The sequence below is a fragment of the Halorubrum sp. Atlit-28R genome (assembly GCF_003665955.1).
GTDB classification, from domain to species: Archaea; Halobacteriota; Halobacteria; order Halobacteriales; family Haloferacaceae; genus Halorubrum; species Halorubrum tropicale.
Map to the genome: position 1 here is coordinate 152,109 of NZ_QPLS01000002.1, position 20,347 is coordinate 172,455.

The 20,347-nt window shown below is 71.4% G+C and carries 20 protein-coding genes; 12 read left to right on the forward strand and 8 right to left on the reverse strand.

Annotated elements, in window-relative coordinates; translation table 11 throughout:
- Nucleotides 1-108: 108 nt before the first annotated feature.
- A complete protein-coding gene (locus DVK06_RS04295) occupies nucleotides 109-360 on the reverse strand; it encodes a hypothetical protein (protein ID WP_121599423.1) in 252 nt (83 codons plus the stop codon).
- A 112-nt stretch (nucleotides 361-472) separates the two neighbouring features.
- Nucleotides 473-799, reverse strand: a complete 327-nt coding sequence (locus DVK06_RS04300; protein ID WP_121599424.1) for a hypothetical protein — start codon at nucleotides 797-799, stop codon at nucleotides 473-475.
- Nucleotides 800-899: 100 nt separating this feature from the next.
- Between DVK06_RS04300 and DVK06_RS04305 the strand changes: the two genes are divergently transcribed.
- A complete protein-coding gene (locus tag DVK06_RS04305) occupies nucleotides 900-1,451 on the forward strand; it encodes an NYN domain-containing protein (RefSeq protein ID WP_121599425.1) in 552 nt (183 codons plus the stop codon).
- Nucleotides 1,452-1,534: 83 nt separating this feature from the next.
- Here the strand turns inward: DVK06_RS04305 and DVK06_RS04310 are convergent, their stop codons facing one another.
- Nucleotides 1,535-2,197 carry a S26 family signal peptidase gene (locus DVK06_RS04310; RefSeq protein ID WP_121599426.1) on the reverse strand — a complete coding sequence of 221 codons (663 nt, stop codon included), beginning with the start codon at nucleotides 2,195-2,197 and terminating at the stop codon, nucleotides 1,535-1,537.
- Nucleotides 2,198-2,330: 133 nt separating this feature from the next.
- On the opposite strand from DVK06_RS04310, the gene DVK06_RS04315 reads away from it, so the two are divergent.
- Together DVK06_RS04315 and DVK06_RS04320 are read left to right on the forward strand one after the other, a co-directional pair.
- Nucleotides 2,331-3,515, forward strand: a complete 1,185-nt coding sequence (locus DVK06_RS04315) for a glycine cleavage system aminomethyltransferase GcvT (protein ID WP_121599427.1) — start codon at nucleotides 2,331-2,333, stop codon at nucleotides 3,513-3,515.
- Between the two features lie 55 nt (nucleotides 3,516-3,570).
- Nucleotides 3,571-5,313 (forward strand): formate--tetrahydrofolate ligase, encoded by a 1,743-nt coding sequence (locus tag DVK06_RS04320; protein WP_121599428.1) that lies wholly within the window; start codon nucleotides 3,571-3,573, stop codon nucleotides 5,311-5,313.
- A 69-nt stretch (nucleotides 5,314-5,382) separates the two neighbouring features.
- On the opposite strand, the gene moaC is transcribed toward DVK06_RS04320, so the two are convergent.
- Together moaC and DVK06_RS04330 are read right to left on the reverse strand one after the other, a co-directional pair.
- Entirely contained in the window at nucleotides 5,383-5,925 is a 543-nt protein-coding gene (moaC, locus tag DVK06_RS04325; protein ID WP_053771267.1) for a cyclic pyranopterin monophosphate synthase MoaC, read from the reverse strand.
- Entirely contained in the window at nucleotides 5,918-7,375 is a 1,458-nt protein-coding gene (locus DVK06_RS04330) for an NAD(P)H-hydrate dehydratase (RefSeq protein WP_121599429.1), read from the reverse strand. The genes moaC and DVK06_RS04330 overlap by 8 nt, the downstream gene beginning before the upstream one ends.
- 271 nt (nucleotides 7,376-7,646) lie before the next feature.
- Between DVK06_RS04330 and DVK06_RS04335 the strand changes: the two genes are divergently transcribed.
- The 3 genes from DVK06_RS04335 to DVK06_RS04345 all read left to right on the forward strand — a co-directional run bounded on the left by DVK06_RS04335 (nucleotide 7,647) and on the right by DVK06_RS04345 (nucleotide 10,986).
- Nucleotides 7,647-8,711, forward strand: a complete 1,065-nt coding sequence (locus tag DVK06_RS04335; protein ID WP_053771269.1) for a glycosyltransferase — start codon at nucleotides 7,647-7,649, stop codon at nucleotides 8,709-8,711.
- Nucleotides 8,712-10,457: a DUF2070 family protein gene (locus DVK06_RS04340; RefSeq protein ID WP_121599430.1), complete on the forward strand. Its 1,746-nt coding sequence runs from the start codon at nucleotides 8,712-8,714 to the stop codon at nucleotides 10,455-10,457.
- Nucleotides 10,458-10,521: 64 nt separating this feature from the next.
- Complete coding sequence (locus tag DVK06_RS04345) at nucleotides 10,522-10,986, forward strand: hypothetical protein (RefSeq protein WP_121599431.1); 465 nt, start codon at nucleotides 10,522-10,524, stop codon at nucleotides 10,984-10,986.
- Nucleotides 10,987-10,995: 9 nt separating this feature from the next.
- Here DVK06_RS04345 and DVK06_RS04350 read toward each other — a convergent pair whose 3' ends face one another.
- Nucleotides 10,996-12,009 (reverse strand): lysylphosphatidylglycerol synthase transmembrane domain-containing protein, encoded by a 1,014-nt coding sequence (locus DVK06_RS04350; protein WP_053771272.1) that lies wholly within the window; start codon nucleotides 12,007-12,009, stop codon nucleotides 10,996-10,998.
- 148 nt (nucleotides 12,010-12,157) lie between these two features.
- On the opposite strand from DVK06_RS04350, the gene DVK06_RS04355 reads away from it, so the two are divergent.
- From DVK06_RS04355 to DVK06_RS04375, 5 genes are all read left to right on the forward strand, one after another.
- The gene (locus tag DVK06_RS04355; protein WP_053771273.1) at nucleotides 12,158-13,024 is read left to right on the forward strand and encodes a hypothetical protein; all 867 of its coding nucleotides are present in this window, start codon (nucleotides 12,158-12,160) and stop codon (nucleotides 13,022-13,024) included.
- Between the two features lie 58 nt (nucleotides 13,025-13,082).
- Nucleotides 13,083-14,111, forward strand: coding sequence for a glycosyltransferase family 4 protein (locus tag DVK06_RS04360; RefSeq protein WP_121599432.1), 1,029 nt, complete (start codon nucleotides 13,083-13,085; stop codon nucleotides 14,109-14,111).
- Between the two features lie 88 nt (nucleotides 14,112-14,199).
- Nucleotides 14,200-14,976 carry a pyrroline-5-carboxylate reductase gene (proC, locus tag DVK06_RS04365; protein WP_121599433.1) on the forward strand — a complete coding sequence of 259 codons (777 nt, stop codon included), beginning with the start codon at nucleotides 14,200-14,202 and terminating at the stop codon, nucleotides 14,974-14,976.
- A complete protein-coding gene (proB, locus tag DVK06_RS04370) occupies nucleotides 14,969-15,844 on the forward strand; it encodes a glutamate 5-kinase (RefSeq protein WP_053771276.1) in 876 nt (291 codons plus the stop codon). The genes proC and proB overlap by 8 nt, the downstream gene beginning before the upstream one ends.
- A complete protein-coding gene (locus DVK06_RS04375; protein WP_121599434.1) occupies nucleotides 15,837-17,192 on the forward strand; it encodes a glutamate-5-semialdehyde dehydrogenase in 1,356 nt (451 codons plus the stop codon). The genes proB and DVK06_RS04375 overlap by 8 nt, the downstream gene beginning before the upstream one ends.
- Before the next feature lie 141 nt (nucleotides 17,193-17,333).
- Here the strand turns inward: DVK06_RS04375 and DVK06_RS04380 are convergent, their stop codons facing one another.
- The gene (locus DVK06_RS04380) at nucleotides 17,334-17,660 is read right to left on the reverse strand and encodes a NifU family protein (protein ID WP_121599435.1); all 327 of its coding nucleotides are present in this window, start codon (nucleotides 17,658-17,660) and stop codon (nucleotides 17,334-17,336) included.
- Nucleotides 17,661-17,993: 333 nt separating this feature from the next.
- On the reverse strand, nucleotides 17,994-19,001 hold the full coding sequence (locus DVK06_RS04385) for a lysylphosphatidylglycerol synthase domain-containing protein (RefSeq protein ID WP_121599436.1): 1,008 nt from the start codon (nucleotides 18,999-19,001) through the stop codon (nucleotides 17,994-17,996).
- A gap of 250 nt (nucleotides 19,002-19,251) precedes the next feature.
- On the opposite strand from DVK06_RS04385, the gene DVK06_RS04390 reads away from it, so the two are divergent.
- Nucleotides 19,252-20,346: an extracellular solute-binding protein gene (locus DVK06_RS04390; RefSeq protein ID WP_121599437.1), complete on the forward strand. Its 1,095-nt coding sequence runs from the start codon at nucleotides 19,252-19,254 to the stop codon at nucleotides 20,344-20,346.
- Nucleotide 20,347: the final 1 nt, after the last annotated feature.

Consider the following 20,347-nt stretch of genomic DNA (forward strand, 5'->3'; position numbering starts at 1 on the left):
CGGACGGCGAACGGCGAAAGAGAGAGACGAAACGGACCCGCGGGAACCGGACTGCGGAGTCGACGAGCGCGCTCCCGGCCGGTGACGGAGCGCGGAGTGCGGCGCCGCTTACCGGCTCTCTCCCCCGTCGGTCCGGGCCGTCGTGACCGACTCGGCGCACCAGACGTTGCTCCGGCGACCCGCGCGGGACAGCTCCATCCGCACGACGGACCCGACCGGGAGGTCCGCGACCCGCTCGCGGGCGTCCTCGTCGGCGTAGTCGACGATGTGGAACGTCTCGTTGCGGGGATGGGCACGTACCGTGGTACATTCGTGATCGTTCTGTGCGGAAATGACGGTGTACGCGTTCGATTGTGACATCTTATCCCGTTATTGCTGGACACCGTACTTCAAGCCACCGTATATTCACTACGGACGTGAGGGAAGTCGTAATATCGATATAAGGTCTCGAATTTCGACAGCGATCGGACGGTTAGGGAGCGTTATTCAGCACAAACAGCAGTAGTAGCGTCCCGAGTCCGACGGAGACGAGAACGAGCGCGAGGAAGGACAGTCGTATCGCGAGAATCGCGTACGCCCGCTCTTCGGGGAGGAACTCGGAGACGGCGAGCATAGCGAGCGTCACACCGAGGAGGAGGGGCAGTAGCCCGAAGCCGTCGATCCGCGACACCGGTCCGAGCGTGAACAGGTTCCACCCGACGAGCGTCACCCCGATCGCGAGCAGCGCGGCGCGCTCGATGAAAGCCGTCCGCTGCGCGACGATCGCGTCTCTGAACCGGCGAAGGCGGTCGGAGGGCATGATACACACACCTCGCACGGATGATAGAAAATGTGTTGGTGGCCGCACGGCCTCGCCCGCGGATCACCATACCTATTTCCGACGACGGCGAAGGCCGGTCATGGACCGAGGCGAGGGGCCGGACCCCGAGACGACCGCCGAGGGCGTCGCGAGCGCGGACGCCGAGACGGATCCGGACGCCGGCGGCGTGGCGCTGTTCGTCGACGGCCCGAACGTGCTGCGCGAGGAGTTCGACGTGGACTTAGACGACGTGCGACTGGCCGCCGAGGCGGAGGGGCCGCTGGTGACGACCCGGCTGTACCTCGACGAGCACGCGACGCCGGGGCTGATCCAGGCCGCGGAGGCGCGCGGCTTCGAGGTCATCGTCACGAGCGGCGACGTGGACGTGAAGCTCGCGGTCGACGCCGCGCGGTTCGCCGCGGAGGGTCGGATGGAGACGCTCGCGATCGCCTCCCGCGACACGGACTTCAAGCCGGTCGTCGAGACCGCGAACGGCTACGGGATCCGGACGCTCGCCATCGCGCCCGGCGAGTTCGGCCGGTCGGACGCCCTCCGCAACGCGGCGAACGGCTCCGTGACGCTCGACGGCGACGAGGTCGACGCGACCGAGGCCCCGGACGATACGGGAAGCGAACCGACCTGGCACCGGTAGCGATCGAGCGACGCAGCCGGCGACCGTTCACGGGAGAGAGAGCGACGGGGGTGAACGCGCCTTCGGAGCCCTGACACAAGTCCTTACCGCCGGCTTCCCCGCCGAACCCGACCGAGCAACAGCGCCCCGACGCCCCCGGCCAGTCCCGCGATACCGACGAGGACGACGCCGGTCGCGACCCCGCCGTAGCGCGCGGCCGCCGCCTCGACGCCCACCCGTATCCAGCCGAGGTTCGGCACCGCGAACAGCGCCTTCCCGGCGATCCACTCGTCGGGGACGACGGGCGCGATGCCCGCGCTCTGGTCGTACAGCTCGTTCGCGTCGCCGTAGGTGACGTACCCGTCGTACGGCGCCGGGCACGTCGCCAGATCCGCGCAGTCCGCGGCGAGGAGCGCCGGGTCGGCCCGCTCCGTCCAGTCCTCGCCGGCGTCGACCGCGAACGCCAACCGGTGGAACACCGGTCTCCCGTCCGCCCCCGGGACGGTGTAGACGACGACGTCGCCCGTCCCGCTGAGCCGCGCCGGCGCGTTCGGGTCGGCAGCGGTCGAGAGGTCGCCCCACGGCGCGCGGTCGGCCGCCGTCACGACGACGAGGTCCCCGCGCTCGACCCCGGGCGCCATGCTGCCGCTCTCGACCGCGACGAAGGGCGGCCAGGTCCCGACGAGCGCGAACAGGAGGACCGCGGCGACCACGACGGCGACCGCGGGTGCGATCGGACCGGTCCGGTCGGGGCGACGGCTGCTCACGCCGGAGCGAGGGGCCGGCGACCGCTTGAGGCTGTCGGCCGAGTCGACGACGGGCGCGACCGCGGCGGGGGCCGCCGCCGACGCGGACCGCCGATGTCACAAAGCCTTAGGTTCGTCCCGGAGAGGTGCGAGTATGACCGATCGCCTCCCTCCGCTCCACGACGCCCACGACGAGCGCGGCGCCAAGTTCACCGACTTCGGCGGCTGGCAGATGCCCGTCGAGTTCGACTCGATCCGGACCGAGCACGCCGCGGTCCGCGAGTCGGTCGGCGTCTTCGACGTCTCGCACATGGGCGAGATCGAGGTGTCCGGCCCGGACGCGACCGAGCTGCTGAACCGGCTCACGACGAACGACGTGCGCGCGCTCGACCCCGGCGACTCGCAGTACGCCGCGATCACGAACGAGGACGGCGTGATGCTCGACGACACGGTCGTCTACCGGCTCCCCGACGGGACCGCGGCCGGCGAGGGGGCCGCGTCGCTCGCGGACCTCGACGGGACCCGCGACGGCGACCTCGACGCCCCGAGCGGCGACCCCGCGTACCTCTTCGTGCCGAACGCCGGCCACGACGGGCAGATGTACGACCGCTGGACCGCGCACCGCGACGAGTGGGGCCTCGACGCGACCGTCGCGAACGCCACCGACGACTGGGCGATGCTCGCAGTCCAGGGCCCCGACGCGGCCGACGCGCTCGACGAGGCGACGCCGGGGGACCGGGTCGTCGGCCTCTCGAAGTTCGAGGCGGCGGCCGCGGCGGTGGCCGGCACGGAGAGCTGGGTCGCGCGCACCGGTTACACCGGCGAGGACGGCTTCGAAGTGATGTGTCCGGCCGACGCCGCCGAGTCCGTCTGGGCGGCGTTCGCCGACGCGCCGCTGGAGGCGCAGCCGTGCGGGCTCGGCGCCCGCGACACGCTCCGCACCGAGATGGGCTACCTGCTGTCGGGACAGGACTTCGACCCGGAGAGCGAGCCCCGGACGCCGTACGAGGCCCGGATCGGCTTCGTCGTCGAGCTCGACACGGAGTTCGTCGGCCGCGACGCCTTGGAGGCCCAGAAAGAGGAGGGAGTCGACGAGAAGTTCGTCGGCGTCCGCCTCCGCGAGCGCGGCGTCCCCCGGAACGGGTACGCCGTCACCGACGGCGACCTCACCCGCGTCGGGAAGCTCACCTCCGGGACGATGAGCCCGACGCTCGACGAGCCCATCGGCTTGGGCTACCTCCACGAGTCGTACGCCGACGCCGGCACCGAGGTGAGCGTCGTCGTGCGCGGCGACGAGAAGCGCGCCGAGGTCGTGGTCCCGCCGTTCCTCGACCGCTGAGGGTTGTCACCAAGGCCCGAGCAACGCTCATACGAGCGGGCCGAGAAGCGCCGGTATGGCGCCCACCGATCCCGCGAGCGACGCGACTGGGGTACCGGATTCGGACCTCGCCGTCGCGCGAGCGGCCGATCCCCGGCCGATCGAGGAGGTCGCGGCCGACCTCGGGCTCTCCGCCGACGACGTCGAGCGGCGCGGCGACGGCGTCGCGAAGCTCACGCACGCGGCGGTCCGCGACGCCGTGGGCGACGGGCCGCGCGCGCCCGGGGCCGCGGCGGCGTCGGCCGGGACGACCGTCCTCGTGACCGGCATGTCGCCGACGCCGAAGGGCGAGGGGAAGACCGTCACCACCGTCGGACTCGGGCAGGGGCTCGCCGCGCTGGGCGAGCGGGCCGCGGTCGCGGTCCGGGAGCCGTCGCTCGGCCCGGTCTTCGGGGTCAAGGGCGGCGCGGCCGGCGGGGGCCGGTCGCAGGTGCTCCCGATGGAGGCGATCAACCTCCACTTCACCGGCGACATCCACGCGCTGACCGCGGCGCACAACCTCCTCGCGGCCGCGCTCGACAACCACCTTCATCAGGGCAACGACGCGGAGATAGACGCGCGACGGGTCGACTGGCCGCGCGCGCTCGACGTCAACGACCGCGCGCTCCGCGAGACGGTCGTCGGGCTCGGCGGGACCGCGAGCGGCGTCCCGCGCGAAGACGAGTTCGTGATCACCGCCGCCTCGGAGCTGACGGCCGTCCTCGGGCTCGCGACCGACCTGGATGACCTGAAGGCGCGGATCGGTCGGATCGTGCTCGCGGCCGACGCCGACGGCGAGCCCGTCACGCCGGACGACCTCGGGGTGACCGGCGCCGCGGCCGCGCTGCTCAGGGACGCCTTCCGGCCGAACCTCGTCCAGACGGTCGAGGGGGTCCCGGCGTTCGTCCACGGCGGCCCCTTCGCGAACATCGCGCACGGGACGAACACCCTCGTCGCGGACCGGGTCGGCGCCGCGCTCGCCGACTACCTCGTCACGGAGGCCGGGTTCGGCGCCGACCTCGGGGCGGAGAAGTTCGGGAACATCGTCGCGCGTCAGGGCGTGGTCCCCGACGCTGCCGTCGTGGTCGCCACCGTCCGCGGCGCGAAGCGCCACGGGCTGGAGATGTGGCCGACCGACTTCGACGCCCTCGCGGACCCGGCCCCCGAGGCGGTCCGGGCCGGCGTCGCCAACGTCGCGAAGCACGTCTCGATCGCCGAGTCGTTCGGGGTCCCGACGGTCGCCGCGATCAACGTGTTCGCGGACGACACCGAGGCCGAACTCGCCGCGCTGGAAGCCGGCCTCGAAGAGCGCGGGATCCCGGTCGCGCGCTCGACGGCCCACCGCGACGGCGGCGCGGGCGCGACCGACCTGGCCGAACTCGTGCGCGATCGCGCCGGGACGGGGTCGTTCGAACCCCTGTACGACGCCGACGCGCCGATCCGCGAGAAGATAGCGACGGTCGCGCGCGAGGTGTACGGCGCCGCGGGCGTCGAGTACGTCGACGGCGCGGCCGACGACGTCGAGCGCGTCGAGCGCTGGGGGTACGGCGACCTCCCGGTCTGCCTCTCGAAGACCCCGTACTCGCTGTCCGACGACCCCGCCCGGACCGGCGTGCCCGAGGGGTGGACGCTCACCGTCCGCGAGGTGACGCCCTCGGCGGGGGCCGGCTTCGTCGTCGCGAAGACCGCCGACGTGATGACGATGCCGGGGCTGCCCGCGGAGCCGGCCGCCGAGGACATCGACGTGGACGCCGACGGCGACGTGAGCGGACTGTTCTGACCGACGTCCGGGCTCCGGTCCGACGCCGCCCGCCGCTCACTCGCCGCCCACCCGTCACCCGCCCGCGACTCACTCGCTGACCTGCTCCTTCCGCTTCTCGACGACCTCGACGTCCGAGATCCGCGTGTCGGGATATCCGCCGTCGGCGTCCTTCTCGGCCGCCTTCACCATGTCCCAGACGGTGTTCAGCCCGGTCGTGACGCCCTCTAACGCCTCCATCTCGCAGCCCGTCTTCCCGGTGGTCTCGACCGCGACGGTGAGTTCGATCCGGTCGTCGCCCACCGCGAACTCGGTGTCGACGTTCGTGATCGGGATCTGGTGGCACATCGGGATCGTCTCCCAGGTGTGTTTCACGGCCTGGACGGCGCCGATCCGGGCGGTCGCGAGCACGTCGCCCTTCTCGACCGCGTCGGCCTCGACCGCGTGGATCGTCTCCGGGGTCAGCCGGATCTCGCCGCGCGCGACCGCGCGTCGACTGCTGTCGGGCTTCGCGCCCACGTCGACCATCTGGACGTCGCCCGCGTCGTCGGTGTGGGTCAGCGCGTCCGCGCCGGCGGGGTCCGCGCTCGCGCCGTCGCCCGCCGCGCCGTCGCCGGGTCCGTCGTCACTCATTACGCATCGCCTCCGGCAGCCGGTCGGGTAAGTCCGTCGCCACCAGGCCGGCGCCGTTCGCGTCGGCCGCGGCGTCGCCCGCGCGCCCGACGACGTACGCGCCGACCGCGGCCGCTCGGAACGGGTCCGCGACGGCCGCCAGCGCGCCGACCGTCCCCGCCAGCACGTCGCCGGTCCCGCCGACGGTCATGCCCGGGTTGCCGGTGCGGTTCAGCCGCACGCCGTCGGCGTCGGCGACCACGTCGACCGCGCCCTTCACGAGCAGGACGTGGCCCAGGTCCGCGGCGAACTCCCGGACCAGTTCGGCGCGCTCGTCGGGTTCAGGCGCCGTCTCGCCGCCCATGCCGACCAGTTCGCCCTGGTGCGGGGTACAGATCAGGTCGGCGTCCGTGTCGACCTCGGGGACGACGCGGAGCGCGTCGGCGTCGACGACCGCTCGCCCCTCGTAGGCCGTCAGGAACTCGCGGACGAACTCGCGGGTCCCGTCGCCGTCTCCCAGTCCGGGGCCGAGGACGACGACGTCGTTCTCGGCCGCGAGCGACGCGACCCGGTCCGCGTGCGACGAGCCGACCCGATCGCCGGGGAGCGGCCGGACGATGAGGTTCGGCGAGAAGCCCTGGACCGCGTCCGCGATCGATTCCGGACACGCCACCCGGACGAGGTCCGCGCCCGCCCGGAGCGCGGCGAGCGCAGACAGCGTCGGCGCGCCGGTGTACGGCCCGCCGCCGACCACCAGGACCTCGCCGTTGTCGCCCTTGTGCGAGTCGGGGTCGCGGTCGAGGCCGAGGAGGTCTCCCGGGCCCGTGTACCGCTCCGCGGCGGCCGGGATCCCGATGTCGGCGACCGTGACCGCGGCGTCGAGGGCTGCCAGCCCGGGCGTCTCGTCGTGGAACGTCACCACGCGGTCGGCGTCGACGGCGACCCCGCCCGGGCCCCCCGTCGGGTCGCCCGTGTCGGCGTCGATCCCGGATGGCACGTCGACCGCGATCACCGTCGCGTCGCTCGCGTTGATCGCGGCGGCCGCGGTCCGCTCCGGTTCGCGGAGCCCGCCGGATATCCCCGACCCGAGCATCGCATCGACGACCACGTCGGGGTCGTCGCCGTCGGGCGCGTTGAGGTCGAGGTCGCGCGAGTCGGTGACGGTCTCTCGGGGGACCGCCGCGTTTTCGAGCGCCGCCCAGTTCTCCCGCGCGATGTCGGTCCGGATCGTCTCGGGGCGGCCGAGCAGGTGGACCCGGACGGCGTACTCGGTCAGGAACCGCGCCGCGACGAGGGCGTCGCCGCCGTTGTTCCCGCGGCCGCAGACGAGCGCGACGGTCGCGCCCGGGTCCGCGACGGCCCGCACCTCGCGGGCGACCGCGTTGCCGGACGACTCCATCAGCTGTTTGCGCGGCACGCCGAGCGCCGCCGCGTTGGCGTCGACGGCCGCCATGCGATCGGTCGGTATCATGCCCGGCGGTTCGGGCGCCCGGGGATTAAGCGGGCGGGGTCCGGCGGGGCAGGTCCGGGCGGGGTCGGCCGTCGCCGGTCCGACCGGTCGGCTCGGGAAATGAAAATGTTGAAGCGGTCTGGTAGTGAATCCGGCGAATGACCGTGGTACTCGCAGTAGCCGTCGGCGCGGACGACGAGCCGAGCCCCGCCCCGACCGGCGCGTCCCCCGCCCGCCGACCCCTCCGCGGCGGTTCCGGCCGCCGGCAACCCCCCAACCGTCAGACGCGACCATGAACATCGGCTTCTTCACCGACAGCTACTTCCCCGGTATCGACGGCGTCACCTACACCATCCAGTCGTGGCGCGACCGGCTCGAGTCTCGGGGACACGACGTCTACGTGGTGTATCCGGCGAGCAGTCACGAGCCGGACGACCACGAGATTCCGGTCCCCTCGCTGCCGAACCCCTTCTACCGTCAGTACCGCCTCCCCACGTTCCGCCGCCTGTCGACGCTCCCCGACCTCGACGTGGTCCACTGCCACGGCCCGGCGTCGACCGGGCTGATGGGCCTCCGGTACGCGAGGCGGTACGGCGCGACCTCCGTGTACACGCATCACACCCCCGTCGAGGACTACTTCGTTCAGGGGCTCAAGTCGGAGCGGCTCGCCTCGGTCGTCGGGCGGGCGTACGTCGCCTACGAGAATCGCTTCCTCAACGCGTTCGACTGCGTCACCGCCTCCACCTCGCGTATCCGGCGGGACGTGGAGCCGTACCGGCTCCCCGTCGGGATCGAGATGGACCGGTTCCGGCCGCGCGAGAACGCCCGCGTGACCGCGACGGCGACCGACGGCGGGCCGACGGCCGTCGACGCGCCGGTCGTCGGGTACAGCGGCCGGATGACCCGCAAGAAGAACGTCGACGAGATCCTCCGGCTCGCGGAACGCCTGCCCGAGGTGCGGTTCGAAGTCGTCGGCGAGGGGCCGGTCCGGGCGGATTTGGAGGCCGACGCGCCGGGGAACGTCCGGTTCCACGACTTCCTGCCGCGCGAGGATCTCCCCGACTTCTACGCCGCCCTCGACGTGTTCGTCACGGCGTCGACCTGCGACACGCTCGGGCTCTCGACGCTGGAGGCGAACGCCTGCGGCACGCCGGTCGCCGCCGCGGACGTGGCGCCGTTCGACGAGACGATCGGCCCCGAGAACGGGGCGCGCTTCGCGTTCGGCGACCTCGACGACATGGAGCGCGCGGTCCGCGACTGTCTCGACGGCGACCGGGACACCCGCGGCGCGGTCGAGCGGTTCTCCGTGGAACGGACCGTCGACGAGCTCGAATCGATATACGGGGTGACGGCGTAGATGGGCGCGGACAACGTCGACGCGTTTCAACGGTTCATCTTCTCTGTGCCGCCCCTCAGGATTCAGGCGGCCGCCCTCGTCGCTCTCAGCGTCGTCTACGCCGTCGGGACGGTCGGCGGAATCTGGCTCTTCACGCCGTTCGCTCCCGAACCGTCCCGGATCTTGCCGGTGGCCGTTCTCATCTTTTTGGTCCCCTTCGTCGTCGCGGCCGAACTCTTCCCCCGGGTCCTCGACGGCTACCCGCGGTCGTGGAGCTACTTCCTCGCGCTCACCTCACAGTTCGTCCTGTTCGTCTACGCGCTGGTACTCTCCGGGGCGGACAACGTCGGGAACGCCTGGAGCATCATCTGGCTCAGCTTCATCACGCTGTACCTGATCAACATCTTGGTGCTCGTCGTCTCGACGGGCATCGACCGGTTCGACCGGATCCTGCTCGTCTCGCTGGTCGAGCCGGCGGGGCTCATCGCCGCCTTCTACGCGCTGGGCGGGAGCGAACTCGGCTTCTCGACGTACCGACACGTGTTCGCGTTCGCCTCGCTGCTCATCGCGGCGGGCTTCCTCGTGTTGGTCCTCGTCGTCGTCGACTACCTGATCAAGAGCAACACCGACGTCTCCGCGTTCGCGCTCACCTCCGGTCTCCTCCGGAACGACCGCGAGTCACTCGACCTGGGCGTCGAGGCCCGTCCGGCCGTCGAGACGTTCGCCGTCGACAACGGGAGACGGCTCACGGTGGCGGCCCCGTGGGTCCACCCCGGCCCGCTCGGCGGGTTCGGCGGCGGCCAGCTGAGCGGGAACCTGATCGAGGCGCTGAACGAGGGCCGCGGGGTCTACGGGGCGGAGCGCGCCGAGACGGCGGCCGCGACCGACGGCGGCGCCGCGGCCGCCGCGTCGGCGGACGCGGCCGGCTTCTTCTTCCACGTCCCGTGTACGCACAAGGAGGACCTCTCGAACCCCGCGGACGCGGAGCGGATCCTCGACGCGGTCGCCGACCCGGACCGGACCGAGCGCGTCTCGCGGCTCGTGACCGCGTCGTACGGCGAGCGCGAGGGCTACGCGGACGTGCGGTTCCACGGCCGCCGGATCGGGGACAAGGAGGTGATCGTCCTCCACGGCGAGGGGATCGACGACTACGACACGGGCGTGTTCATGCGCGACGTCGACCACGACGAGGTGCTGCTGATCGACCAGCACCGACACGACATCCAGAACGGCCCCGACGTCGAGATCCAGTACGGCTCCGCGACGGCCGACCGCCTGAAGCGCGCGTTCGACGACTTCCGCGACCGGCTCGCGGACGCCGACCTCGTCGAGGACTACGCCGCCGGGTTCGCCGTGACGCGGACCGGTCAGGACGCGCTGGCGATGGTCGAGCGGGTCGACGGCCAGGAGGTCCTCTGGATCGGCGTCGACACCAACGGGCTCACCCCCGACGTGCGGGCGACCGCCGACGAGTACCGCGCGGAGTTCGACGCGGTAATCCCCTTCTCGACGGACACCCACGCGTCGATCCACGAGCTGGCGAACAAGCGCGAGTCCGACATCGACGCCATCGAGGGCGCGGTCGACCGCGCCGTCGACGACGTCGCGCCCGCGACGGTCGGGTTCGAGAGCAACCGGACCGAGCCGGTGAAGCTCCTGAAGAACGACTACAACGGGCTCGTGTTCAGCGTCAACATCCTCATCCGCCTCACGCTCATCTCGCTGGTGATCCTGTACGCGCTGCTCGTGTTGTGGCTGTTCTTCTGAGTCGGACGCACCACCGAGCGGCTCGCTCCCCTTCGCTTTTGCCCGTCCCGGTCCACGTGTCCCCATGGCCCCGCGAGCCCTCCTTGGCACCGGTCGGTCTCCGAACCGCGCGCTCCGCGCCGTCGGCGTCGCGTTCGTCGCCGCCTCGTTCCTCGTCGCCTTCCCGTGGGAGCCGATCCGAACCGCCTGGCGGTACCCGATCTGGGCCGTCCTCGTCGCCGTCGGCCTCGCGAGCGCCGGGTACGCCGGGCGCCACCGCGGCGGCCTCCTCGCCGGCTGGGGAGCGACGTTCCTCGCGGCGATCTGGGTCTTCGTCGTCCCGCCGCTCGCAGCGGTCGTCCGCGGCGCCACGCTCGACGACGGCGGCTACGCGGTGCCGCGGCCGTCGACCGTCGCGCTAGGTCCGCGCGCCGAGCTGCTGACCGGCCTGCGAATCGGCCCGGTCGTCGCCCTCGCGGTCGCGCTCACGCTCGGGAGCGCGGCGTACGCCCTCGGCGCGGCGGTGCGGAGGCGATCGGACCGGTTCTGACGCGGCGCGCTACTCGAACGCCCTCACGCCCAGCGCGGACGCGGAGGCGCCCCCGATCACCATCGGGACCCAGTAGACGGCCCCGCGGAAGACGAGGACGGCGGCGGTGATCGCGGAGGCGGCGACGCCGGTCGTCGGCACGAGCAGCCCGACGAGCGCGGCCTCGATGCCCCCCAGCCCGCCGGGGAGCGGGGTCGCGCCGGCGACGTACGACAGGGGAACGACGAAGACCGGGATCACCGGCGAGATCGGGTGGCCGATCGCGGCGAACGCGGCGGTGAGAGCGGCGGCCTGGAAGAGCCAGCCGAACAGCGAGAGCGCGACGATCCCGAGGAGGCGCGGCCGGTCGGTGCCGACGCGCTCGATGTCGGCGAAGAAGTTGCCGAGGCGGTCGGCGAGGCCGGCCTCGATCGTCTCGGCGTCGAAGCGGTCGAAGCGTCCGAGGAACGGGCCGACGGCGCCCGGAACGCGGTCGACGACCGCGACGCGGTAGCGCCAGACGAAGGCGATGGCCGAGACGATGGCCGCGATCAGCGCGACCGCGCTCGCGACCGCGAACCCGACGCGGTCCCCGACCGCCGTGGTGGCCGCGTAGGACCCGACTCCGATGAACACGAGCGAGACGGAGGGGACGACGTTGAGCACGTCGACGCTCGCGATGCCGACGAGCCCGGTCTCGTAGCGCGCCTCGCCCACCTTCGAGATGAGCGCCGCGGCGACCGGCTCGCCGCCGGCCTGTCCGAACGGGGTGACGTTGTTCGCGAAGGCGGCGCCGCTGTACACGAGGAACGCGGTCCGGACGGACATCTCGACGTCGAGGGCGCCCAGCACGGCGCGGAGCATGAGGCTCCACGCCGCGAGCCAGCAGAGCCCGAGGCCGAGCGTCACGGCGACGAGACCCGGGTCGGCGGCCGCGAGCGCGTCGACGATGCGGTCGACGCCGACGACGACGAACAGCACCGCGAGGAGGAGGACGGCGCCGCCCGCACCGAGGATGAGCGCGCGCCGTTGTGGGCCGTCCATGGACTGGGTGGGGCGGTAGCGAACTTGAAACGTCTGCTTCGCGCCCGCCGGCGCGTCGGCGTCTCCGGGCCTCGGCCACGCTCGCGGACCGCCGGTCCGGGGGCGAGAATGAGAATGCATACGTACCGGCGGGCCGACGGCCCACCTAATGGAAGATCAGCGGTTCCTCGAGTCGGAGTGGGATTACTGTCTGGTGCTCGACGCGTGCCGGTACGACGTGTTCGCCGACGTGTACGACGAGTACCTCGACGGCACGCTCGAGAAGCGGCGCAGCGTCGGCTCGTCGACGCCCGAGTGGGCCTACCGCACGTTCACCGACGACCACGACATCGCGTACTTCTCCGGGAACCCCTTCATCAACGACCTGGGGATCCCGCTGAACGAGCTGAAGTGGGGCGCCAGCTGCGACTACGAGTGGACCGCCTCCGAGCACATCAGCGACATCCACGACGTGTGGAAGACCGACTGGGACGACGACCTCGGCACCGTCCCGCCGGAGGGGATCGCGGACGCGTTCCACCGCAACCAGGACGCCGTCGAGCGCGCCGACCGCACCGTCCTCCACTACATGCAGCCGCACGCGCCCTACCTCTCGCGCGGGAAGGGGCAGAAGCTCAAGCAGATCCAGAAGGGGATCAGAGAGCAGGGGGAAGCGGAGGAAAACGGCGGAAGCGAGGACGACGGCGGGCTCCTCTCCTCGCTCAGCGACTCCGTCCGGCCGAAGATCGAGAGCCGGCTCGACGACAGCGAGTTCGCCCAGAAGGCGGGGCTGTGGCTCGAACTCGACCCGAAGGACCTCGTGAAGGACGGCACGCGCGTGACCGCGCTGTCGATGTACGAGGAGAACCTCCGGATCGCCTTAGAGAGCGTCTCGGAGCTCGTCGACGAGCTCGACGGCGACGTGGTCGTCACCGCCGACCACGGCGAGGCGTTCGGCGAGGAGGGCGTCTGGGAGCACCACATCGAGACGTACATCCCCGCGCTGATGGAGGTCCCGTGGCTGGAAGTCGAGTGAGCGACTGCGCCGGGGCCCGAGACGCGACCGCCGCGCGGCCGCGCCCGCCGACCCGCCGATGAAGGTCAGCCACTACTTCGAGTTCGCGGAGCGCGTCACCGGCGGCATGGCGGCGTCCGTCGACCACCAGCGCAAGATGCTCGACCGGGTCGGCATCGACTACACGACGGAGCCGACGCTCGACGCCGACGTGCTCCACCTCAACCTGATGGGGCCGCGCTCGGTCTGGTACGCGCGCCGCGCCCGGAAGGCGGGCGTCCCCGTCGTCGCGCACACCCACGTCACCGCGGAGGACTTCGGCGACAGCTTCCGGTTCACGAACGCGCTCGCGCGGCCGCTCAGGCCGTACCTCCGCCGCGCGTACGGGCTCGCCGACCGGCTGATCTGCCCCTCCGAGTACAACCGGTCGGTGATCGAGGGGTACACCGACGCGCCGACGACGGTCGTCTCGAACGGCGTCGACCGGGGGAAGCTCGACGGGTTCGAGTCGCTGGAGGCCGAGTACCGCGACCGCTACGACCTGGACCCGCCGACGGTGTTCATGGTCGGCCACGTGATCAAGCGGAAGGGGCTGGAGACGTTCGTCGAGACGGCCCACCGGATGCCGGACGTCGACTTCGTCTGGTTCGGCCCCATCGATCGCTCGCTGAAGGGCCGCGAGACGAAGCGGCTCGTCGACGAGGCGCCCAGGAACTGCACGTTCACGGGGTTCGTCGACGACATCCGCGGCGCGTACGCCGCGGGCGACGTGTTCTGCTTCCCGACCCACGAGGAGAACGAGGGGATCGCGCTGCTGGAGGCGATGGCCGCCGGCAAGCCGCTCGTCGTGCGCGACATCGAGACGTTCTCGTGGCTGGACGACGGCGAGGAGTGCCTGAAGGTCGGCGACGCGGGCGACGGGGCGCACGCCGCGGCCGACGCCGACGCTCGCGGGGACAACGTCGAGGGGTTCGTCGAGGCCATCGACGCGCTCCGCGACGCCGACCGTCGGGCGGAACTCGGCGCGCGGGCCGCCGAGCGGAGCGAGGCCTTCTCGCTCGACGCGATCGCCGACCGCTACCGATCGCTGTACGCGGATTTGGTGTAAGCGGCCGCGAGGGGGACGAAATCGACCGATCGCGGAAAATTGCGAAAACCGCAGTTGGTATGTCCGCCCGACGATTCCGTAGGGCCAAATGACTCGAGTGAGCGTTATCGGCTGCGGGAACATGGGGGGTGCCCTGCTCAGGGGGCTCGCCCGCGTTGAGGGGTACCACCTGACGGCGATCGACCTCGATCCCGAGGCGCTCGCCGCGATCGAGGACGCCGTCGACGAGACGACCGAGGACGTGGACGCGGCGCACGGCGCCGACATCGTCGTCCTCGCGGTGAAACCGGACGTGGCGCCCGCGGTCCTCGACGACCTCGACCTCCGGGAGGACCAGCAGTTGGTGACGCTGGCGGCGGGGCTCCCCCGCGAGTTCGTCGCCGCCCGCACCGACGCCTCCGTCGTCCGGATCATGCCCAACCTGGCGGCGGAGACGGGGAACATGGCCGCGGCCGCGACGAACGCGGGCCTCACCGACGAGGTCCGCGCCATGCTCGACGCGGTCGGCGAGTTCGTCGAGGTCGACGAGTCGCTGATGCACGTCTCGACGGCGGTCAACGGCAGCGGTCCCGCGTTCGCGTTCTACCTGATCGACGCGATGAAACAGGGCGGGATCGACAGCGGGCTCGACGCCGAACAGGCGGAGACGCTGGCCGCTCAGACGTTCAAGGGCGCTGCCGAGACGGTGCTCCGCGACGACCGCAGCGTCGACGAGCTCATCGACGCGGTGTGCTCGCCGAACGGGACGACGATAGAGGGGATGGAGGTGCTGTGGGACAGCGAGGCCGACGCGGCGGTCGAGGACGCGGTCGCGGCCGCCGAGCGCCGGTCCCGGGAGCTCGCCGAGGCGTTCGACGATGGCTGAGGACGCGAGCGTGGAGCGGGTCGGCGCGACCGACGGCGAGCGCGTGGCGGCCGCGCGAGAGGAGGCCGCCGCGGCCGACCGCGTGATCGTCAAGGCGGGGACGAACTCCCTCACCGACGACGACTCGCGGCTGGACCGGGTGAAGCTGGACAAACTGGTCGCGGACGTGATGGACCTCCGCGAGCGCGGTACCGAGGTCGTGCTGGTCTCCTCCGGGGCGGTCGGCGCCGGGACGGGTCGGCTCGACACGGGGCCCGAGTCGCGGGACGGCGTCGAGTCCATCGCGGAGAGCCAGGCGCTCTCGACCGTGGGCCAGGGCCTGTTGATGCGTCACTACACGCAGAGCTTCGAGCGGTTCGACCAGGACGTGGCGCAGATCCTCGTGACCGGGACCGACCTCGACGCCCCGGAGCGGTTCGACAACTTCACCAACACCGTCGAGACGCTGCTGTCGTGGGGCGTCGTCCCCGTCGTCAACGAGAACGACGCGGTCGCGACCGACGAGCTCCGGATCGGCGACAACGACATGCTGTCGGCGTCGATCGCGATCGGGCTCGACGCCGACCTCCTCGTGACGCTCACCGACGTGGACGGGGTCTACACCGGGAACCCGAAGCGCGACGGTGACGCGGAGCTGATCGAGGCCGTCGACGACGGCTACGAGCGGCTGCGGGAGATCGTCGGCGACGGCACGGAGACGGACTTCGGCGGCATCCGCACGAAGGTGGAGGGCGCCCACGACGTGAGCCGCCACGGGATCCCCGCGATCATCGCCGGATCGGCGGAGCGCGACGTGTTAGCGCGGATCGCAGCGGGTAAGCCGACGGGCACGCTATTCGTGCCGGAGACGGGTGACGACGATGAGTGAGAGCAACACCACCGACGTGGAAGCGGACACCGACGAACTGGCCCGGCGGGCCGAGCGCGCCGCGCTGCGGCTCGCGAACGCCGACGAGGCGACCCGCGACGAGGCGCTCCGGTCGATAGCCGACGCGATCCGCGAGCGCGAGTCGGAGATACTCGAGGCGAACGCGGTCGACGTGGAGGCCGCCGAGGCGATGCTCGCGGACGGCGAGTACACGCAGGCCCTCGTCGACCGCCTGAAGCTCGACGCGACGAAGGTCGAGGAGATCGCCTCGATGGTCGAGTCGGTCGCCGAACAGGACGACCCCCTCGGCGAGACGCTCGCGGCGCGGGAGCTCGACGAGGACCTCGAACTCTACCGGGTGGCGGTGCCGATCGGCGTGGTCGCGACGGTGTTCGAGTCGCGGCCCGACGCGCTGGTTCAGATCGCCGCGCTCGCGCTGAAGTCCGGGAACGCGGTCGTCCTCAAGGGCGGCAGCGAGGCCAGCGAGTCGAACCGCGTCCTCCACGAGGCGATCGTTGACGCGACCGCGGACCTGCCCGACGGGTGGGCAGCGCTGATCGAGGCCCACGAGGAGGTCGACCGCCTCCTCGAACTCGACGACCGGGTCGATCTCGTGATGCCGCGCGGCTCCTCGGAGTTCGTCTCCTACATCCAGGAGAACACCCAGATCCCGGTGCTCGGCCACACCGAGGGGATCTGCCACGTGTACGTCGACGCGGACGCCGACCTGGAGATGGCCGCCGACGTGGCCTTCGACGCGAAGGTCCAGTACCCCGCTGTCTGTAACGCCGTCGAGACCCTGCTCGTCCACGAGTCCGTCGCCGACTCGTTCCTCCCGGACCTCGTCGAGCGCTACGAGGACGCCGGCGTGGAACTGCGCGGCGACGAGCGGACCCGCGAGGTCGTCGACATCGGGCCCGCGACCGCCGACGACTGGGACACGGAGTACGGCGACCTCGAACTGTCGATCAAGGTGGTCGACGACGCCTACGAAGCGATCGACCACGTCAACGACCACGGCTCGAAACACACCGAGTCGATCCTGACCGAGGACGCCGAGACGGCCGAGACGTTCATGACCGGCGTCGACGCCGCGAGCGTCTTCCACAACGCCTCGACCCGCTTCGCGGACGGCTACCGCTACGGGCTCGGCGCGGAGGTCGGCATCTCGACCGGCAAGATCCACGCCCGCGGCCCGGTCGGCCTGGAGGGGCTCACCACGTACAAGTACTACCTCGAAGGCGACGGGCACCTCGTCGCGAGTTACAGCGGCGAGGACGCGGTCCCGTTCACGCACCGGGAACTCGACGGCGCCGAGTGGACGCCGGGAACGCTGTCGACGCGGTAAGCGGAACGCCGCCGCCGACGCGACGGAACCGCGGCCCGAGGCCGAAGCGCGCGACGACCGGCAGTCGGTCGGCTCGCGGTCGTGGGCCGCGCGCGAAAAAGCCGCGCTCGGCGGGCGGCCGGACCCGAACGGGGCGGCCGCTCAGAACGGCGGGCTGTAGTCTTCGTACTCGTCCATCTCGTCCATCTCGTCCGTCTTCGACGGCATGACCGCGGCGCGCGGCCCGCCGGCCCGGACGACCTCCACGTCCTCGAGCCCGTCGACGCTCTCGGGGAGGCGGCGCTCGATGGCCCGCATCGTCATCGGGGCGATGCCGCATCCGGAGCAGGCGCCGCCGATGGCGACGGTCGCCGTCCCCGCCTCCTCGTCGACGTCCCGGATCTCGAAGTTGCCGCCGTGCTGCTGGATCTGTGGCACTTCGTTGCTCAGGAAGCTTCGCGTCTGCCGTTCGAGTCCCTCTGCGCTCATTGCGAATGGACATTGTCCCCAACGTATCATAAATCTTTACTTTTAGGACACCCTAAAATTTGAATATACAGGCTCCGAAACGGGTTTTCTGGCTGTTTACCGAGTGCTACTTATCGATACATATCAATTTTTAGTACTGCCTAAAACGCGTGCGGAGCGTCGTCGTCGGTCGGTTCGGCGCCCGCGTCGCCGGGTCTTGTCTCAATATGTTCCCAATTAGCGTGATCGGACCGAAACGGCGGCCGGAGACGGTGACCGTCGGCGACGACGGCGGACGCACGCGCCGGGGTGGTCGTCCGCGGACGAGATCGGAGCGACGGGGCTGGACGCGGGTCACCCGGTCGGGCGCCAGCCGCGGAGGGACGCGACGCAGAGCCCGCCCGCGATCCCGCTGAACGGGAGCGCGAGCGTCCGAACGACGAGGACCGCGGCCGTCGCGGCCGCGCCGGGAACGCCCGCGACCACGGTCAACGCCCCGCCGAGGAGCAGGTCGTAGGCGCCGAGGCTGCCCGGGATCGGGACGACGCTCGCGATCTGCGGGAGCGGCACGAGGACGAGGATCGGCAGGAACGCGCTCTCGACGCCGAGCCCGGACAGCGCGACCCACAGCGCGGCCGCGGTGAGCGCCTGCTCTACCAGTCCGCCGAGCGCGATGAGCCCGATCAGCCCCGGAGTCCGTCGGAAGTCGACGATGCGCTCCCAGTAGCGCGCGACGCCGGCCTCGACGAACGCCCTGTCGTGCGGCGGGTCGCGGTACAGCGCCGACACGCGAGTGATCACCGGCGCGAGCAGCGCGACGATCCCGTCGGAGAGTCGGTCGCGGGTCGAGAGTACCGCGGCGCCGAACAGCGCCAGCCCCCCGACGGCGACGCCGAACGTCGTCAGGATCGGCGCCGCGTCCGGGGCGTCGAGCAGGACGGCCAGCCCGACGAGGGCCGAGAACGCCGCCTGCGTCCCCGACTTGACGTACTTCGCCGTCGAGCGGACGCCGAGCGCGTCGGCGTACCCCGTGTCGGTGGCGACGCTGAAGAACCGGGCCATGATCGGCTCCGAGCTGACCGGTCCCGCCGGGCTGAGCGTGTCGAAGAAGTCGCCGGCGAGCGCGAACCGAACGCTCTCGCCGGCGGAGATCCCGTCCCCGAGCGGGGCGATCGACGCCCAGACGCCGATGGCGTCCGCGATTCCCTCCAAGACGACGAGCAGCGCGACGACGGCGAGGATCAGCGGCGTCACCGCGAGCGCCCGGTCGAGGACGGTCTCGATCCCGACGGTGTACAGGTACCCCGCCAGGATCGCGGCACCCGCGGCGACCCCGACGAGGAACCGCAGCGCTCGCCGCATGGGTCAATGACGCACCGCCTGGGGGGATCCGACCATCGGTTCGGTCACCGTCGGGCGCCCGGAACGCGCGAGACGATCGTACCGTGCGAGCCGAGCGACTTGAACGGTTCCATCGGCGCCGACCCGGCGACCGCGCGAGCGTCGACCGCACCCGTCTCGGCGCGTCGGCCGGTCAGTCCGACGCGGAGCGCGACCGCCGTCTGACCCGTTCGACCGACCGTTTTTGGTCGTCCGGGCCCAGGGATCGGTAATGGCAGATAAGCCCGCAGGCGACGCCGTCGGAGCCAGTCGACGAACGTATCTGACGGCGGCCGGCGGCGCGGCGGTGACGGCGCTGGCCGGCTGTATGGGTGGCACCGCGAGCGGGACCGACACCCTCCGCGTCTCGGTCTGGAGCGGCACGAACGAGACGGTGTTCCGCGAGGTAATCAAGCCGATGTACGAGGAGCGGACGGGCAACACCCTCGAACTGAGCGGGAACTGGCAGGGGATCCTCTCGAAGATCCGCCAGTCCCCCGCGGACGACCCGCCGTTCGACGTGACGGTCGGCGTCGGGCGGACGAACTACCGCGGCCAGCAGGACGACCTGTGGGTCCCCGTCGACTACGACGATCTCTCGAACGCCGGCGGCATCAAGTCCAACCTGCGCCAGTACCAGATGGCCGAGTCCGGCGTCCCGGTCGCGTACGGGGCCCACGCGTACGTCTACAATGAGAACAGCGCCGCGTGGACGCCGGAGTCTTGGAGCGATCTTCAGTCCGACGCCGCCGAGAACGTCGCGCTCCCCAGCGACTTCTGGCTGAAGCTGTTCATGATGGCGGCGCTGCTCAGGGACGACGAGCCGATGGCCGACGAGGTGTACGACCCCCAGTACATGGACGCCCTCTTCGACACCGTCGAGGGCCTGCCGGTGTCGACGTTCTACCAGGGCACCCAACAGCTCTGGACGGCGCTTGGCGAGGGGCTCGCCGACGTGGGCCACTACTTCTTCGCGTACGGCCTGCGCAAGGCGCGGGACACGGACGAGTACCCGATCGGGGTCACCGTGCCCGACCCGACGACGGGGTACATCGACTACTACCAGATCGTCCGGGGCGCGTCCGACGAGGCGATGGCGACCGAGTTCATCGACTTCATGCTCGACCCCGAGGTCCAGAGCGCGTACGCCGCCGAGTTCAACCTCGGGTTCTCCCACGAGGAGACGACGCACCCCTCGACGACCGCCGACGCGCTCCCGATCGCGAACGACGACCTCGACCAGATCGCGTTCCAGAACTTCGCCGGCGTCGCCGAGTTCTCCGGCGACATGAGCGACCGCTTCCGCGCGTTCGTCCAGGACAACTGAG

What these genes read in the sequence shown, in the direction of transcription:
- DVK06_RS04295 (WP_121599423.1), bottom strand. Translation starts at nt 360, where the DNA reads ATGTCACAATCGAACGCGTACACCGTCATTTCCGCACAGAACGATCAC.
- DVK06_RS04300 (WP_121599424.1), bottom strand. Translation starts at nt 799, where the DNA reads ATGCCCTCCGACCGCCTTCGCCGGTTCAGAGACGCGATCGTCGCGCAG.
- DVK06_RS04305 (WP_121599425.1), top strand. Translation starts at nt 900, where the DNA reads ATGGACCGAGGCGAGGGGCCGGACCCCGAGACGACCGCCGAGGGCGTC.
- DVK06_RS04315 (WP_121599427.1), top strand. Translation starts at nt 2,331, where the DNA reads ATGACCGATCGCCTCCCTCCGCTCCACGACGCCCACGACGAGCGCGGC.
- DVK06_RS04320 (WP_121599428.1), top strand. Translation starts at nt 3,571, where the DNA reads ATGGCGCCCACCGATCCCGCGAGCGACGCGACTGGGGTACCGGATTCG.
- moaC (WP_053771267.1), bottom strand. Translation starts at nt 5,925, where the DNA reads ATGAGTGACGACGGACCCGGCGACGGCGCGGCGGGCGACGGCGCGAGC.
- DVK06_RS04330 (WP_121599429.1), bottom strand. Translation starts at nt 7,375, where the DNA reads ATGATACCGACCGATCGCATGGCGGCCGTCGACGCCAACGCGGCGGCG.
- DVK06_RS04335 (WP_053771269.1), top strand. Translation starts at nt 7,647, where the DNA reads ATGAACATCGGCTTCTTCACCGACAGCTACTTCCCCGGTATCGACGGC.
- DVK06_RS04340 (WP_121599430.1), top strand. Translation starts at nt 8,712, where the DNA reads ATGGGCGCGGACAACGTCGACGCGTTTCAACGGTTCATCTTCTCTGTG.
- DVK06_RS04345 (WP_121599431.1), top strand. Translation starts at nt 10,522, where the DNA reads ATGGCCCCGCGAGCCCTCCTTGGCACCGGTCGGTCTCCGAACCGCGCG.
- DVK06_RS04350 (WP_053771272.1), bottom strand. Translation starts at nt 12,009, where the DNA reads ATGGACGGCCCACAACGGCGCGCGCTCATCCTCGGTGCGGGCGGCGCC.
- DVK06_RS04355 (WP_053771273.1), top strand. Translation starts at nt 12,158, where the DNA reads ATGGAAGATCAGCGGTTCCTCGAGTCGGAGTGGGATTACTGTCTGGTG.
- DVK06_RS04360 (WP_121599432.1), top strand. Translation starts at nt 13,083, where the DNA reads ATGAAGGTCAGCCACTACTTCGAGTTCGCGGAGCGCGTCACCGGCGGC.
- proC (WP_121599433.1), top strand. Translation starts at nt 14,200, where the DNA reads ATGACTCGAGTGAGCGTTATCGGCTGCGGGAACATGGGGGGTGCCCTG.
- proB (WP_053771276.1), top strand. Translation starts at nt 14,969, where the DNA reads ATGGCTGAGGACGCGAGCGTGGAGCGGGTCGGCGCGACCGACGGCGAG.
- DVK06_RS04375 (WP_121599434.1), top strand. Translation starts at nt 15,837, where the DNA reads ATGAGTGAGAGCAACACCACCGACGTGGAAGCGGACACCGACGAACTG.
- DVK06_RS04380 (WP_121599435.1), bottom strand. Translation starts at nt 17,660, where the DNA reads ATGAGCGCAGAGGGACTCGAACGGCAGACGCGAAGCTTCCTGAGCAAC.
- DVK06_RS04385 (WP_121599436.1), bottom strand. Translation starts at nt 19,001, where the DNA reads ATGCGGCGAGCGCTGCGGTTCCTCGTCGGGGTCGCCGCGGGTGCCGCG.
- DVK06_RS04390 (WP_121599437.1), top strand. Translation starts at nt 19,252, where the DNA reads ATGGCAGATAAGCCCGCAGGCGACGCCGTCGGAGCCAGTCGACGAACG.